The sequence below is a fragment of the Streptomyces sp. NPDC005303 genome (assembly GCF_040607335.1).
In the GTDB taxonomy this organism is placed as follows: Bacteria; Actinomycetota; Actinomycetes; order Streptomycetales; family Streptomycetaceae; genus Streptomyces.
In genome coordinates, this window is the sequence record NZ_JBEXGM010000001.1 from 707,314 (window position 1) to 722,356 (window position 15,043).

Annotated in this window: 11 protein-coding genes and 1 pseudogene; 7 read left to right on the top strand and 5 right to left on the bottom strand. The window is 67.9% G+C overall.

Annotated features, from left to right (window positions below; all coding sequences use genetic code 11):
* Positions 1–86 precede the first annotated feature (86 nt).
* The 7 genes from typA to ABZT93_RS03410 all read left to right on the top strand — a co-directional run bounded on the left by typA (position 87) and on the right by ABZT93_RS03410 (position 8,965).
* Positions 87–1,994 carry a translational GTPase TypA gene (gene typA, locus ABZT93_RS03380; protein WP_037719901.1) on the top strand — a complete coding sequence of 636 codons (1,908 nt, stop codon included), beginning with the start codon at positions 87–89 and terminating at the stop codon, positions 1,992–1,994.
* Between the two features lie 659 nt (positions 1,995–2,653).
* The gene (locus ABZT93_RS03385) at positions 2,654–4,276 is read left to right on the top strand and encodes an ABC transporter substrate-binding protein (protein WP_356098109.1); all 1,623 of its coding nucleotides are present in this window, start codon (positions 2,654–2,656) and stop codon (positions 4,274–4,276) included.
* 150 nt (positions 4,277–4,426) lie between these two features.
* Positions 4,427–5,359: an ABC transporter permease gene (locus ABZT93_RS03390; protein WP_356098111.1), complete on the top strand. Its 933-nt coding sequence runs from the start codon at positions 4,427–4,429 to the stop codon at positions 5,357–5,359.
* A gap of 40 nt (positions 5,360–5,399) precedes the next feature.
* The gene (locus tag ABZT93_RS03395; protein ID WP_356098467.1) at positions 5,400–6,299 is read left to right on the top strand and encodes an ABC transporter permease; all 900 of its coding nucleotides are present in this window, start codon (positions 5,400–5,402) and stop codon (positions 6,297–6,299) included.
* A gap of 11 nt (positions 6,300–6,310) precedes the next feature.
* Positions 6,311–7,366, top strand: coding sequence for an ABC transporter ATP-binding protein (locus ABZT93_RS03400; protein ID WP_356098113.1), 1,056 nt, complete (start codon positions 6,311–6,313; stop codon positions 7,364–7,366).
* Complete coding sequence (locus tag ABZT93_RS03405) at positions 7,359–8,507, top strand: dipeptide ABC transporter ATP-binding protein (protein ID WP_356098115.1); 1,149 nt, start codon at positions 7,359–7,361, stop codon at positions 8,505–8,507. The genes ABZT93_RS03400 and ABZT93_RS03405 overlap by 8 nt, the downstream gene beginning before the upstream one ends.
* 77 nt (positions 8,508–8,584) lie before the next feature.
* Entirely contained in the window at positions 8,585–8,965 is a 381-nt protein-coding gene (locus tag ABZT93_RS03410; RefSeq protein WP_356098118.1) for a VOC family protein, read from the top strand.
* On the opposite strand, the gene ABZT93_RS03415 is transcribed toward ABZT93_RS03410, so the two are convergent.
* The 5 genes and pseudogenes from ABZT93_RS03415 to ABZT93_RS03435 all read right to left on the bottom strand — a co-directional run bounded on the left by ABZT93_RS03415 (position 8,917) and on the right by ABZT93_RS03435 (position 14,813).
* Complete coding sequence (locus ABZT93_RS03415) at positions 8,917–9,933, bottom strand: ABC transporter ATP-binding protein (RefSeq protein ID WP_356098470.1); 1,017 nt, start codon at positions 9,931–9,933, stop codon at positions 8,917–8,919. The two genes, ABZT93_RS03410 and ABZT93_RS03415, sit on opposite strands and share 49 nt — an antisense overlap.
* A 135-nt stretch (positions 9,934–10,068) precedes the next feature.
* Positions 10,069–11,010 (bottom strand): annotated as a pseudogene (locus tag ABZT93_RS03420) (ABC transporter ATP-binding protein); the annotation flags it as partial.
* Positions 11,007–11,915, bottom strand: a complete 909-nt coding sequence (locus ABZT93_RS03425) for an ABC transporter permease (RefSeq protein ID WP_356098121.1) — start codon at positions 11,913–11,915, stop codon at positions 11,007–11,009. The pseudogene ABZT93_RS03420 and the gene ABZT93_RS03425, both read right to left, overlap by 4 nt.
* Positions 11,912–12,877, bottom strand: coding sequence for an ABC transporter permease (locus ABZT93_RS03430; RefSeq protein WP_356098473.1), 966 nt, complete (start codon positions 12,875–12,877; stop codon positions 11,912–11,914). Before ABZT93_RS03430 ends, ABZT93_RS03425 begins: the two co-directional genes overlap by 4 nt.
* 70 nt (positions 12,878–12,947) lie before the next feature.
* Positions 12,948–14,813 (bottom strand): ABC transporter substrate-binding protein, encoded by a 1,866-nt coding sequence (locus tag ABZT93_RS03435; protein ID WP_356098124.1) that lies wholly within the window; start codon positions 14,811–14,813, stop codon positions 12,948–12,950.
* Positions 14,814–15,043 lie beyond the last annotated feature (230 nt).

The following is a 15,043-nucleotide window of genomic DNA, read 5'->3' on the forward strand; positions in this document are numbered from 1 at the left end:
TGAGGCCGTGGCATGTTGAGCCCGGCAGGGTCCGCGTAACACAGACGTACGCGTCGGCCTTCCTCACACTCCAGGAGTACGCCTTCATGGCCACGCGCCACGACATCCGCAACGTCGCCATCGTCGCCCACGTCGACCACGGCAAGACGACCCTCGTCGACGCCATGCTGAAGCAGGCCGGTGCCTTTGCCGCGCACGCCGCCGAATCGCTCGACGACCGCATGATGGACTCGAACGACCTGGAGCGTGAGAAGGGCATCACGATCCTGGCCAAGAACACGGCCGTGAAGTACCACCCGAAGGACGGTGGCGAGGTCGTCACCATCAACATCATCGACACCCCGGGCCACGCCGACTTCGGCGGCGAGGTCGAGCGTGGTCTGTCGATGGTCGACGCGGTGGTGCTGCTCGTCGACGCCTCCGAGGGCCCGCTGCCCCAGACCCGCTTCGTGCTGCGCAAGGCGCTGCAGGCCCGGCTGCCCGTCATCCTCTGCATCAACAAGACGGACCGCCCCGACTCGCGCATCGACGAGGTCGTCAACGAGGCGTACGACCTCTTCCTCGACCTCGACGCCGACGAGGACCAGATCGAGTTCCCCATCGTCTACGCCTGCGCGCGTGACGGTGTGGCCTCGCTGACCAAGCCGGAGGACGGCACCGTCCCGGCCGACAGCGACAGCCTGGAGCCCTTCTTCTCCACGATCCTCTCGCACGTCCCGGCTCCGGAGTACGACGACGCGGCCCCGCTCCAGGCGCACGTCACCAACCTGGACGCCGACAACTTCCTCGGCCGTATCGCGCTGCTCCGCGTCGAGCAGGGCGAGCTGCGCAAGGGCCAGACCGTCACCTGGATCAAGCGCGACGGCACGATGTCCAACGTGCGCATCACCGAGCTGCTGATGACCGAGGCGCTCACCCGCAAGCCCGCCGAGAAGGCCGGCCCGGGTGACATCTGCGCGGTCGCCGGTATCCCGGACATCATGATCGGCGAGACCCTCGCCGACCCCGAGAACCCGATCCCGCTCCCGCTGATCACGGTCGACGAGCCCGCGATCTCCATGACCATCGGGACGAACACCTCGCCGCTGGTCGGCCGCGGCGGCACCGGTAAGGGCGCCGACGCCAAGGCGGCCGTCAAGGACCGCAAGGTGACCGCCCGTCAGGTCAAGGACCGCCTGGACCGCGAGCTGATCGGTAACGTCTCGCTGCGCGTCCTGGACACCGAGCGCCCCGACGCCTGGGAGGTCCAGGGCCGTGGTGAGCTCGCGCTCGCCATCCTGGTCGAGACCATGCGCCGGGAGGGCTTCGAACTGACCATCGGCAAGCCCCAGGTGGTCACCAAGGAAGTCGACGGCAAGGTGTACGAGCCCGTCGAGCGCATGACCATCGACGTGCCCGAGGAGCACATGGGTGCGGTCACGCAGCTCATGGGCGTCCGCAAGGGCCGTATGGACAACATGTCGAACCACGGCTCCGGCTGGGTGCGCATGGAGTTCGTGGTGCCCTCGCGCGGTCTGATCGGCTTCCGTACGGAGTTCCTGACCCAGACCCGCGGCACCGGCATCGGGCACTCCATCCACGAGGGCTTCGAGCCCTGGTTCGGCACCCTGCAGACCCGTAACAACGGCTCCCTGGTCGCCGACCGCTCCGGTGCCGTCACCGCCTTCGCGATGACGAACCTCCAGGAGCGCGGCGTGCTGTTCGTGGACCCGGGCACCGAGGTCTACGAGGGCATGATCGTCGGTGAGAACTCGCGCGCCGACGACATGGACGTGAACATCACCAAGGAGAAGAAGCTCACGAACATGCGGTCGTCCTCGGCCGACTCGTTCGAGGCGATCGTCCCGCCGCGCAAGCTCTCCCTGGAGCAGTCCCTGGAGTTCTGCCGCGACGACGAGTGCGTCGAGGTGACTCCGGAAGCGGTCCGCATCCGTAAGGTCAACCTGGACGCCCGCGAGCGCGCCCGCGCCGCGAGCCGCGCCAAGCACGGCTGACCGACGCCGTAGGACGACGAGGCGGCAGAGGAGCCAGGCATCCGGAGACGGAGCCTGGCTCCTCGGGCGTTCGGGCCCACGGTGAACAAGACGCCGTGTGAATGAAGTTTTTACTCAGCGAGGACATAGGGATAACCCTCTGGTCCGGCGCAGCCCCGCCCTGTGGGGGGCGTTCGGTACTAGCCTCCGAAGTGCGGCACCCCGCGCGGACAAGTGCAGTCGCCTCTGTCCGTCGACGAACGGCCCTGACGGTAAGTCTGTTGGCCGCGTAGTGCCCGGGCGAACATGCCGAGCGGGCCCATATACGCGGCCCGATGTCACCGCAAGTCATTTTCTCCGCCTCGACGTCCGGAATGCGGACACTCGACACCGGAAGATGTGTAACAAGTCCGTTTCGCAGGAATCTTTCCTCTATCCCTTTGTCCGGATTTTGGAAGATGTGAGCGCGAGGTGTGATCGAACCGAGACCTCGACGGTGTGGTTCAGCCTCGCCTCATGGCAGATAGTTAGGCGCGTAGAGCTCGGGTGGCCGGGACGCACGCCGACAGGCGGTGCAGGCCTGCGAGCACTGGGGGGCACGACCATTTTCAGGCGCCGACAGCGGCGTTGGTCGAGTGCAGCCCTTTGCAGTGAACCAATGGATTCTTGAGGAGGAACCCATGCGCGGTGCGAAGAGTGCCAAGTGGGTCGCGATAGCCGCGGTTGTGGCACTGGGAGTTACCGCCTGCGGTGGTGGCGACGACAGCGGCAGTGACAGCAAGGCAGCGGTCGACCCGAACGGTACGTTCACGGTCGAGTCCGGTGAGCCGCAGAACCCGCTGCAGCCGGCCAACACCATGGAGTCCTACGGCAGCATCGTGATCAAGTCGCTGTTCACCGGCCTGGTGGACTACGACAGCAGCGGCAAGATCGTCATGATGAACGCCCAGTCCGTCGACACCAAGGACAGCAAGACCTACACGGTCAAGCTCAAGTCCGGGTGGAAGTTCCACGACGGCACCCCGGTCACAGCCGAGTCCTACGTCAAGGCCTGGAACTGGGCCGCGAACCCCGCCAACAAGCAGACCAACAGCTTCTGGTTCTCGGACATCGCGGGTTACGACCAGGTCGCCCCCGCGTCGGGCAAGCCCAAGGCCACGGAGCTCTCCGGTCTGAAGGTCGTCGACGACAGCACCTTCACCATCACGCTGTCGAAGGCGATCCCGTACTTCGTCTACAAGCTCGGCTACGAGGTCTTCTCGCCGCTGCCCGAGTCCTTCTACAAGGACCCGGCCGCCGCCGGCCAGAAGCCCGTGGGCAACGGTCCCTACCAGTTCGTCAGCTGGGACCACAAGAAGGCCATCACGGTCAAGAAGTACGCCGGCTACGAGGGCACGAACGCGGCGAAGAACGGTGGCGTGGTCTTCAAGAACTACTCCACCCCCGAAACGGCCTACGAGGACCTGAAGTCCGGCAACCTCGACGTCATCACCCAGGTCGCCCCGAAGGACCTGCCGGTCTACAAGCAGGACCTCGGTTCCCGCGCGATCGACCAGGCGTACTCCGCGATCCAGACCATCGCGCCGGCCTTCTACTCCAAGCAGTGGAAGGGCATCAACCCGAAGGTCATCCAGGGTCTGTCGATGGCGATCGACCGCGACACGATCACCAAGACCGTGCTCCAGGGCACCCGTGAGCCGGCCACCGGCTGGGTCGCCAAGGGCGTCCTCGGCTTCCAGCCCAACGCCGCGGGCGACGTCACCAAGTACGACCCGGCCAAGGCGAAGGCGCTCATCAAGGAGGGTGGCGGCGTTCCCGGGAACTCCATCACCATCCAGTACAACACCGACGGCGGTCACAAGGAGTGGGTGGAGGCGGTCTGCAACTCCATCACCAACGCCACCGGTGTGAAGTGCGGCACCGACCCGAAGGCCGACTTCCAGGCCGACCTCGACGCCCGTGAGGCGCACGAGGTCAAGTCCCTGTACCGCTCGGGCTGGGTGCTGGACTTCCCGATGAACGCCAACTTCATCCGTGACCTCTACGGCACCAAGTCGGACGGCAACCAGAGCGGCTTCTCCAACAAGACGATCGACAGCGAGATCGCCGCTGCCGACGGCGCCGCCACGCTGGACGACTCGGTGAAGAAGTACCAGGAGATCGAGAAGCAGCTCGCGAACTACATGCCGAGCATTCCGCTCTGGTACTACAAGGTCAACGCGGGCTACTCGGAGAAGGTCTCGGGCGTGAAGTTCGCCCAGGACGGAGACCCGATCCTGACCGGCGTCCAGGTCAAGAAGTAACCGCAGACAGCTCGTTGCCGACCGGGGCGCGCATGCCCGCGCCCCGGTCAGCAACGGCAGCGGCCGGGGGGCCCTTTCCACGTGCGTCACCGAGTGGTGCGCGAGGAGAGGGCCTGCCTGTTGCCGCTGTGACCCTTTTATGGAGGCACGATGGGGCGCTATGTCGCACGACGACTGCTCCAGATGATCCCGGTGTTCATCGGGACGACCCTGCTTATCTTCCTCATGGTCTACGCCCTGCCCGGTGACCCCGTGCGCGGGCTGTTCGGCGACAAGGGCGGCAGCCCACAGGTGATCGCCGCGCTCAGGCACCAGTACGGGCTCGACCAGCCGATCCTCGTGCAGTACTGGGACTACATGAAGGGCATCGTCCTTCATTTCGACTTCGGTACGCAGATCGCCAGCGGCCGTCCCGTCACCGACGTACTCGGCGACGCGTTTCCGGTGACCCTGCGACTGGGCAGCTTCGCCTTCGCCATCGAGCTCGTCATCGGCATCGGCCTCGGCGTCTTCGCGGGCCTGCGTGCCGGACGAGCCGCCGACACCACGGTCCTGCTGATCACGCTGCTGTTGATCTCGGTCCCGGTGTTCGTCCTCGGCTTCATCCTCAAGTGGATCTTCGCCGACGAACTGCGGCTGCTCGAACCGAACGTCAGCGACGCGTCGAACTACGGGCAGTTGCTGATGCCGGCCGTGGTGCTGGCCACCGCGTCACTCGCCTATGTGTCCCGGCTGACCCGCACCTCGATCGCGGAGAACATGCGCGCGGACTACGTCCGTACGGCTGTCGCCAAGGGCCTGCCCCGCCGCCGGGTGGTGAGCGTCCACCTGATGCGCAACTCGATGATCCCCGTGGTCACCTACCTGGGTACCGACATCGGCGCCCTGCTCGGCGGTGCCGTCGTCACCGAGGGCATCTTCAACATCCAGGGCATCGGCGGCACGATCTACCAGTCGATCATCCGCCGGGAAGGCACCACCCTCGTCGGGCTGGTGACCATCCTCGTCATCGTCTACCTTGTCGCCAGCCTCCTTGTCGACCTGCTCTACGCGGTCCTTGACCCGAGGATTCGCTATGCCTGACATGATCAAATCCGACACCTCCGTCGCCGCCCCGGACGCCATGGACGTGGCCGCCCCGGCCCTGCAGATCGTCAAGTCCGAGAAGACCCGCAGCCTGTGGGGCGACGCCTGGCAGGACCTGCGTCGCAACAAGATCTTCATCATCTCCGCGGTACTGATCCTGCTGCTGCTGACGATCACCTTCTTCCCGGGCTGGTTCACCAGCGCCAACCCGACCTACGGCGATCTGTCCAAGCACTATCTGCAGAAGCCGCAGCTCGGCAAGGTCTTCTCGGCCGAGTGGCTCGGCTACGACCAGCAGGGCCGCAGCGTCTACGCACGGCTCATCTACGGCGCCCGGGCCTCCATAGCCGTCGGCTTCGGCACCACGCTCCTGGTGACGATCGCGGGCGGTCTGGTCGGCATGATCGCCGGCTACTTCGGCGGCCTGGTCGACTCCATCCTGTCGCGCCTCGTCGACGTGGTCTTCGGCATCCCGTTCCTGCTCGGCACCATGGTCTTCCTCAACTCCTTCACGGAGCGGACCACCTGGGTCGTCATCGGCGCCCTCGGTTTCTTCGGCTGGACCCAGCTGGCCCGAGTCATGCGCGGTGCGGTGATCACCACCAAGCAGTCCGACTACGTGCAGGCAGCCAAGGCGCTGGGCGCGAGTACTCCGCGCATCCTGTTCCGGCACATCCTGCCGAACACCCTGGCCCCGGTGATCGTCGTCGCGACCATCTCGCTCGGCGTCTACATCGGCTCCGAGGCGACCCTGTCCTTCCTGGGCCTCGGCCTCAACGGCGTCTCCTGGGGCAACGACATCTCCGACGGCGGCAACCAGATCCGGGTGGCCCAGTGGATCATGCTCTATCCGTCGATCATGCTCACCCTGACGGTGCTGGCATTCATCATGCTCGGCGAAGCGGTCCGCAACGCCCTTGACCCGAAGACGCGCTGAGGGAGGCGTACGTGACCATCATCGAAGAAGCCTTCGTGCCCTCGCCGCGTGACGACGAGGACAACGGCGGCCCCCTTCTCGAAGTGCGTGACCTGCACGTCGAGTTCCGCACCCGCGAGGGTGTCGTACGGGCCGTCAACGGCGTCAACTACAGCGTCAGCGCGGGCGAGACGCTCGCCGTGCTCGGCGAGTCCGGCTCCGGCAAGTCCGTGACCGCGCAGGCGATCATGGGCATTCTCGACATGCCTCCGGCGACGATCCCGCAGGGCGAGATCCTCTTCCGCGGCCAGGACATGCTGAAGATGTCCGCCGAGGAGCGCCGCAAGATCCGCGGCCGCCGGATCGCCATGATCTTCCAGGACGCGCTCAGCTCGCTCAACCCGGTGCTGAGTGTCGGTTACCAGCTCGGCGAGATGTACCGCGTCCACCAGGGCCTGTCCAAGAAGGACGCCAAGGCCAAGGCGATCGAGCTGATGGACCGGGTGAAGATTCCGGGAGCCACGGCCCGGATCAACGACTACCCGCACCAGTTCTCCGGCGGCATGCGCCAGCGCATCATGATCGCCATGGCGCTGGCGTTGGAGCCCGACCTGATCATCGCCGACGAGCCCACCACGGCCCTCGACGTGACGGTCCAGGCCCAGGTCATGGACCTGCTCGCGGAACTCCAGCGTGAGTACAACATGGGTCTGATCCTGATCACCCACGACCTGGGTGTGGTCGCCGACGTCGCGGACAAGATCGCCGTGATGTACGCGGGCCGGATCGTGGAGCGGGCCCCGGTCCACGACCTGTACAAGCGCCCGGCGCACCCGTACACCCGTGGTCTGCTGGACTCGATCCCGCGCCTGGACCAGAAGGGCCAGGAACTGTACGCGATCAAGGGTCTGCCGCCCAACCTGCTGCACGTTCCGGACGGTTGCGCCTTCAACCCGCGCTGCCCGAGGGCCGAGGACGTCTGCCGCACCGAGGTCCCGGCGCTGCTCGGGATCACCGCGCAGGACGGCACCGAACTGGTCGGCCGCGCGTCAGCTTGCCACTTCCGGAAGGAGACGATCGATGGCTGACCCCGGCAAGATCGAAGAGCCGCAGGACGCCGCCCCCAACGTCTCCGAGGTGGAGGTCGTGGACGCCCACTCCGAGTCGGAGGCGGTCGCCGCGATCGAGACGCCGGTCGAGCGCGGTGAGCCGATCCTGCAGGTACGCAATCTGGTGAAGCACTTCCCGCTCACCCTGGGCATCCTTTTCAAGCGGCAGATCGGCGCGGTCAAGGCGGTCGACGGCATCTCCTTCGACCTGTACCAGGGCGAGACCCTGGGCATCGTGGGCGAGTCCGGCTGCGGCAAGTCGACCGTCGCCAAGCTGCTGATGAACCTGGAGCGGGCCACCGCGGGCGAGATCTTCTACAAGGGCCAGGACATCACCAAGCTGTCCGGGCGTGCCCTGAAGGCCGTTCGCCGCAACATCCAGATGGTGTTCCAGGATCCGTACACCTCGCTCAACCCCCGTATGACGGTGGGTGACATCATCGGGGAGCCCTTCGACATCCACCCGGAGGTGGCCCCGAAGGGTGACCGGCGCCGCAAGGTCCAGGAGCTCCTGGACGTCGTGGGCCTCAACCCCGAGTACATCAACCGCTATCCGCACCAGTTCTCCGGCGGTCAGCGCCAGCGCATCGGCATCGCCCGCGGCCTCGCGCTCAACCCGGAGGTCATCATCTGCGACGAGCCGGTCTCGGCCCTGGACGTGTCCGTCCAGGCACAGGTCATCAACCTGATGGAACGACTGCAGGACGAGTTCAACCTCTCCTACATCTTCATCGCGCACGACCTGTCGATCGTGCGGCACATCTCGGACCGTGTGGGCGTGATGTACCTCGGCAAGATGGCGGAGATCGGCTCCGACGAGCAGATCTACGACCACCCGACGCACCCCTACACCCAGGCGCTGCTCTCCGCGGTGCCCGTACCGGACCCGGAGGCCCGTGAGCACCGCGAGCGGATCATCCTGACCGGTGACGTGCCCTCGCCGGCCAACCCGCCCTCGGGCTGCCGTTTCCGCACCCGTTGCTGGAAGGCGCAGGACAAGTGCGCCGAGGAGACGCCGTTGCTGGCGGTTCCCGAGCGGTTCCGGGGTGTGGACACCCCGGCGGCGCACGAGTCCGCCTGCCACTTCGCCGAGGAGAAGGACGTCGTGCACGCGGCGTAGTACCTGATCGGTGCGGTTCCCGGCGTCCCGAGGGGGCGCCGGGAACCGCTGTCTCCGGAGCTGTCCGGGGGAGGAAGATGCTGCATCACGTCGAACTGTGGGTGCCTGATCTGCCCCGTGCGGTCGATGAATGGGGCTGGTTGTTCGGACGGCTCGGCTGGGCGCCGTACCAGGAGTGGGAGCGGGGCAGGAGTTGGCGTCGCGGCGAGACGTACTTGGTCGTGGAGCGGTCCGAGGCGCTGAGCGGTGACCGGCACGACCGGATGCGGCCCGGCCTCAACCACCTCGCGTTCCACGCGGGTTCACGTGCCGAGGTCGACGCGCTGGCCCATGCCGCGCCCGCGCACGGATGGCAACCGCTGTTCCGCGATCGGTACCCGTACGCGGGCGGGCCGGACCACTACGCCGCCTATCTGGTCAATTCGGATGGGTTCGAGGTGGAGTTGGTCGCCGCGTAGTGGCAGGCGGCCTGCGCCTCGCCGCCGCCGAGAATCTCCAGGTCCTGGGTGAGGCATGCGTCCGCGACGCCCGCGCGCTCGGCCTCGCCGCTCGCCAGGACCGGGCAGCGGGCGTGGAAGCGGCAGCCGGCGGAGATGCGGGAGGGATCCGGGGGCTCGCCCGCGAGCACGACGGGATCGCCCGGTGCCTCCGGCAGGACCGACAACAGGGCCTGGGTGTACGGGTGCCGGGGCGCCGACAGCACCTGCTCGACTCCGCCGGTCTCCACGATCCGGCCCAGGTACATCACCGCGACCCGGTCGGCGATGTTCCACGCCAGCCCCAGGTCGTGAGTGACCACCAGCGCGGACAGGTCGAGTTCGTCGCGCAGGCGGAGCAGCAGGGCGAGGATCTCGCCGCGCACGGAGGCGTCCAGCGAGGCCACCGGCTCGTCGGCGACGAGCAGTTTCGGTTCGAGGACCAACGCGCCCGCGATGACGACCCGTTGGCGCTGACCGCCGGACAGCTCGTGCGGATAGCGCTGGAAGAAGCGCTCCGGCGGCCGCAGACCGGCCCGGGACAGGGCCTCGGTCACCGCCGCTCGCTCATCGCCGCCGTACCGGTGGATCCGCAGACCCTCCGCTACCGCGTCGTACACCGTGTGGCGCGGGTTCAGTGAGCCGGACGGGTCCTGGAGGACCAGCTGGATGCGTTTGCGGTACGTCCTGAGGGCCCGAGACGAGTAGTCGAGCGGGCGGCCGTCGAAGGTGACCCGTCCCGCGGTCGGCGGGAGCAGTCCCAGGAGCGAGCGGGCCAGGGTCGTCTTGCCGCAGCCGGACTCGCCGACCAGGGCGACGATCTCACCCGGCCGGAGGTCGAGGTCGACCCCGTCGACGGCCCGGGCGTTGTCCCCGCCGTGCCGGCCGGGAAAACTCACGTGCAGGCCCTCGGCACGGAGCAGCGGAGGCAGCGCGGACGGTGGCTTCATGGGGGCGCTTCTCGCGTCCTCGGACGCAGCCGGCCCCGGCACCGGGATCCCGGCGCCTTCCGTGTCGGCGCCCGTCCCCGGTTCAGGCGCCGCTTCGGGTTCCGGCAACGCCCACAGGCCCCGTACCGCCTCCGGCACATGCACGCAGGCCGCCCGCCGGCCCGCACCCGCCTCCCGCAACCTCTGATCGTCCACCGCGCAGGAGTCCAGCGCGACCGGGCAGCGCGGATGGAAGGCGCAGCCGGGCGGCACCGCGGCCGGGTCCGGCGGGTCGCCCGGGAGTCCGCGCGGCGCGAACCGGGACGCCGGGTCGCCGATGCGGGGGAACGCCCCCGACAGCGCCTTGCCGTAGGGATGCCGGGCGTCGTCGAAGACCCGCCGGGCGGGGCCCTCCTCGACGACCCGTCCCGCGTACATGACGGCCAGCCGGTCGCAGGTGTCGGCGAGGACGGCGAGGTCGTGGCTGATCATGACGAGGGCCAGGTCCTGCTCGGCGACCAGTCCTGAGATGAGCTTCAGGATCTGGGCCTGGATCATCACGTCGAGCGCGGTGGTCGGCTCGTCGGCGATGATCAGGCGGGGGGCGCACGCCAGCGCCATCGCGATCATCACGCGCTGACGCTGGCCGCCCGAGAGTTCGTGCGGATACGCCCTCGCATGGGCCGCGGGGAGACCCACGTGCTCCAGGAGTTCGCCGGACTTCTTCTTGGCCCCGGCCGGCGTCGCCTTCCTGTGCAGCAGGATCGGCTCGGCGATCTGGTCGCCCACCCGGTGCACGGCGTTCAGCGAGTGCATCGCACCCTGGAACACGATGGAGGCCCCGGCCCAGCGGACCGCACGCACCCGGCCCCACTTCATGGCGAGGACATCCTCGCCGTCCAGCAGGATTTCGCCGCCCACCCGGGTTCCGGCCGGGAGCAGCCGCAGCAGCGAGAGCGCCAGTGTCGACTTGCCGCAACCGGACTCGCCCGCGATGCCGAGCTTCTCGCCCGCGTCCAGCGACAGGTCGACCCCGCGCACCGCGGCCGACCCGTCGGCGTAGGTCACTTCCAGGTTCCGGACGTCCAGCAGGCTCAACGCGCCACTCCCAGCCTCGGGTTGAGGACAGATTCCACCGCACGCCCGCACAGCGTGAACGCCAGCGCCACGACCGCGATCGCGATGCCCGGCGGCACCAGATACCACCAGTCGCCCGAACTCACCGCACCAGCCTCCCGGGCATCCTGAAGCAGTCCGCCCCAGGAGATGACCGTCGGATCGCCCAGCCCGAGGAAGGCCAGTGTCGCCTCGGCGAGGATCGCGGAGGAGATCACCAGGGTGGTCTGCGCCAGCACCAGCGGCATCACGTTCGGCAGCACATGGCGGCTCATGATGTGCCAGTGCCCGCCGCCGAGCGCCTTCGCACGTTCGATGTACGGCCGTGACTCCACTGCCAGCGTCTGCGCCCGCACCAGCCGGGCCGTGGTCGGCCAGGTGGTGACGCCGATGGCCAGAATGATCGTGCCGAGGGAACGGGACATCACGGTGGCGAGGGCGATCGCGAGCACCAGTGTCGGCATGACCAGGAACCAGTCCGTGATGCGCATCATCACCGTGGCGTACCGGCCCCGGAAGTGTCCGGCGGTGATGCCGATGACGGCCCCGATCGCCACGGACAGCACGGCCGCGAGGAGCCCGACGAGCAGCGAGACCCGCGTCCCCCAGATCAGCAGGCCGAGCAGACTGCGCCCGAACCGGTCGGTGCCCAGCGGGAACCGGCCGCTCGGGCCCTCCAGCGGCTGCCCCGGCGCCTCGGTCACGCTCTGCACGTCGGATCCGACGGTCAGCGGCGCGGTGAGCGCGATCAACCCGAACAGCAGGAGCACGGCAAGGCCGAGGATCCCCGCGCGATGGGTGCGGTACTGCTTCCAGAAGCGAGCGGCCGAGTGTCGGCGGCGGCGCCGGGCGAGCGCGCGCGGGCCGGGAGCCGTTCCGGTCGTCATCGGCCCACCCTCGGGTCGAGCAGCGGGTAGACGAGGTCGGCCAGCGTGTTCATCACGATCACCGCCGTGGCGAAGACGAAGAACAGTCCCTGCACCAGCGGCAGATCCGGCACGCTGAGCGCCTGGTAGAACAGTCCGCCCAGACCCGGCCAGGAGAACACGGTCTCGACGAGGATGACGCCCGCGACCGTCCGCCCCAGATTGACGAAGATCAGGGTCACGGTGGGCAGCAGTGCGTTCGGCACGGCGTGCCGACGCCGGACCAGGTCGTCCCTGAGCCCCTTGGCACGGGCGGTCGTCAGGTAGTCGCTCGCCATCTCGTCGAGCAGCGCCGAGCGGGTGACCAGCAGGGTCTGGCCGTACTCGACGGCGACCAGTGTGATCACCGGCAGGATCAGATGGTGGGCGACGTCGAGGACGTGGGCGAATCCCTCCTCGCCGCCGGACTCCATACCGCCGGTCGGGAACAGCCCGGGGATCGGGCCGGCACCCACCGAGAACACGATGATGAGCAGAAGGCCCAGCCAGAAGGACGGGACGGAGTAGAGGGTCAGTGCCAGGCCGGTGCTGAGCCGGTCCCCGAGCCGGTCGTGACGCCAGGCCGCCCGGGTACCGAGGACGATGCCCAGTGCGGTGTAGAGGACGAACGCCGTGCCGGTCAGCAGCAGGGTGTTCGGCAGCGCCTCGGCGATCTTGTCGAGGACCGGCGCACGGAACTGGTACGACGTGCCGAGGTCTCCCGTGAGCGCTTTGCCGCAGTAGTCGGTGAACTGCTGCCACATCGGCAGGTCGAGCCCGAATTCCCGGCGATAGGCGGCCAGTTGAGCGGCGGACACCGGCCGTCCGCCGGTCATGGTCTTGACCGGGTCGCCGGGGATCAACCGGAACAGGAAGAAGCCGGTCACGAGCACGGCGAGCAGCGAGATCACGGCACCGCCCACCTTGCCCGCTCCGTAGCGCAGATAGGCCCATCCCTTGGCCGTACGACGGGGCGCCGCTGCGGCGGGGGTCGGGACGACTGCCTGCTGGACGCTACTCACGGTCGTCGACGCCGGCCCGGCGCCGCATCGCGAAGAACACTCCGGCACCCACCAGGACCACCGCTGCCACGATCCCGCCGATGACGACCCCGGTCGAGGAGGAGGCGTCGGAGGAACTGCCCGAGTCCGCCGGGACCGCCGACCACCAGCTCCAGTAGCCGTCCTGGCCGTAGATGTTGCCGGCGGCGCTGGGCATCGTCTGGATCGACTTGATCTGGTCGGTGCGGTAGGCCTCGACGGCGTTCGGGTATGCCATGACGTTCATGTACCCGAGGTCGTACAGCCGCGACTCCGCCTCCTTGACGATCGCTGCCCGCTTGGCCGGGTCGTATTCGGCGAGCTGGCGGGAGTACAGCTCGTCGTACCGCTTGTCGCAGATGAAGTTGTCGGTGGCGCCGACGTCCTTCGGGGTGGCGGGCAGAGCGGCGCAGGTGTGGATCGACAGGACGAAGTCCGGGTCGGGGTTGACGGACCAGCCGTCGAAGGCGAGGTCGTAGGTGCCGGCGAGCCAGGGGTCGGAGACGTTGTCCAGGCAGTCCAGGGTCACGCCGATGCCCAGCTTGCCCCACCACTCCTGGAGGTACTGCCCGACCGCCTTGTCGTTGGGGTCGGTGGCGTGGCACAGGACGCGGTAGGAGATCGGCTTGCCGTCCTTGCCGAGGCGCTTGCCCGCGCTGTTCGTCCGGTAGCCGGCCTGATCGAGGAGTTGGGCGGCCTTCGCCGGGTCGTAGGCGAGTTCCTGGCCGACCGACGGCTTCCAGAAGTACTGGGAGAAGCGCGGCGGGATGTATCCCTGGCCCTCGACGGCGTGGCCCTGGAACACCTTGTTGATGATGGTTTCGCGGTCGACCGCCATGAACAGCGCGTGCCGGACCCGCTCGTCCAGCAGGGACGGGTCGCCGTCACCGAACTTCCGGCCGTTCCTCGCCTGCGCGCCGGGGTTCGTGGCGAGGGCGTAGAAGCGGCGCCCCGGGGCGTCGTTGACCTTGATGTCGTCCGCGTTCTTCAGCGCGGAGGCCTGAGCGGGCGTCAGCGAGGGCGAGCCGGCGACGAAGGAGACTTCGCCTTTGCGCAGGGCGGCGACGGCCGCGTCCTGGTCCTTGTAGTAGCGGAAGACCAGCTCGTCGAACTTGGGGGACCCTCGCCAGAAGCTCTTGTTGGCCTTCAGGCGGACATAGCTGTCGGCCTTGTATCCGGTGAGGACGAACGGGCCGTTCCCGACGACGGGAAAGCTCTTGTCGTTGTTGAACTTGGAGAAGTCGCGGACCTTCTCCCAGATGTGCTTGGGCACGATCGGCACGTCGAGTGCGGTCATCGTGGCCTGCGGCTTCTTCAGCCTGACGACCAGTTCGGTGGGGCTGGGCGCGGTGACCTTCTCGAAGTTGGAGACGAAGCTGCCATTGGCGGTGGCGGCGCCCTCGTCGGTCATCATCTTGTTGAACGTCCAGGCCGCGTCCTCGGCGGTGGCCTGCTGCCCGTCGGACCACTTGGAGTTCGAGCGGATCGTGTAGGTCCAGGTCAGCTTGTCCGGGGACGACTCCCACTTGGTGGCCAGGCCCGGGATCGCCCGGTTGTCCTTGGGGTCGTAGTTGGTCAGGTACTCGTACATCAGCCGGTGGATGCTGGTGCTGAGCAGCCGGCTCGCCAGGAACGGGCTCAGCGAGTCCACACTCTGCGCCACGGCGACGGTGAGGACTTTGGCGCCGTCCGCGGCGGCCGCTTGCCGGGGGGCCGGATCTAATGGTGTCGCCGTTCCGGCCGAGAGAACCAGGGCGGCACCGACGGCGACCGTCGCGGACATGCGAAGTCGTGATCTCCTCGGGCCCGAGAGCCCCCTGCCGTGGACTTGTGTGCTCATGGGTCGTGACCTCACGTCATCGCTCGCACAGGGACCGCGGATTGATGAGTGTGTCTATCAGCGCCGGTCGGCGTCCGTCAACGGCGCATGAATGGCCTGTGGCCTGCGGAAATAGACCTCGGACAGGTATGGGCGCCGCTCATCGGTCCATACCTGTGAAGCTTTGCTGGTGAGGCCCTGACGACGGTGCCGCCCGCTTCTGATGACCCGTACGGCCCGCACTCGTATGC

Excerpts from the sequence above, each read along its gene's own strand:
- ABZT93_RS03395 (WP_356098467.1), top strand. The coding sequence starts at position 5,400 with ATGGACGTGGCCGCCCCGGCCCTGCAGATCGTCAAGTCCGAGAAGACC.
- ABZT93_RS03405 (WP_356098115.1), top strand. The coding sequence starts at position 7,359 with ATGGCTGACCCCGGCAAGATCGAAGAGCCGCAGGACGCCGCCCCCAAC.
- ABZT93_RS03435 (WP_356098124.1), bottom strand. The coding sequence starts at position 14,813 with ATGAGCACACAAGTCCACGGCAGGGGGCTCTCGGGCCCGAGGAGATCA.
- typA (WP_037719901.1), top strand. The coding sequence starts at position 87 with ATGGCCACGCGCCACGACATCCGCAACGTCGCCATCGTCGCCCACGTC.
- ABZT93_RS03410 (WP_356098118.1), top strand. The coding sequence starts at position 8,585 with ATGCTGCATCACGTCGAACTGTGGGTGCCTGATCTGCCCCGTGCGGTC.
- ABZT93_RS03385 (WP_356098109.1), top strand. The coding sequence starts at position 2,654 with ATGCGCGGTGCGAAGAGTGCCAAGTGGGTCGCGATAGCCGCGGTTGTG.
- ABZT93_RS03415 (WP_356098470.1), bottom strand. The coding sequence starts at position 9,933 with ATGAAGCCACCGTCCGCGCTGCCTCCGCTGCTCCGTGCCGAGGGCCTG.
- ABZT93_RS03390 (WP_356098111.1), top strand. The coding sequence starts at position 4,427 with ATGGGGCGCTATGTCGCACGACGACTGCTCCAGATGATCCCGGTGTTC.
- ABZT93_RS03425 (WP_356098121.1), bottom strand. The coding sequence starts at position 11,915 with ATGACGACCGGAACGGCTCCCGGCCCGCGCGCGCTCGCCCGGCGCCGC.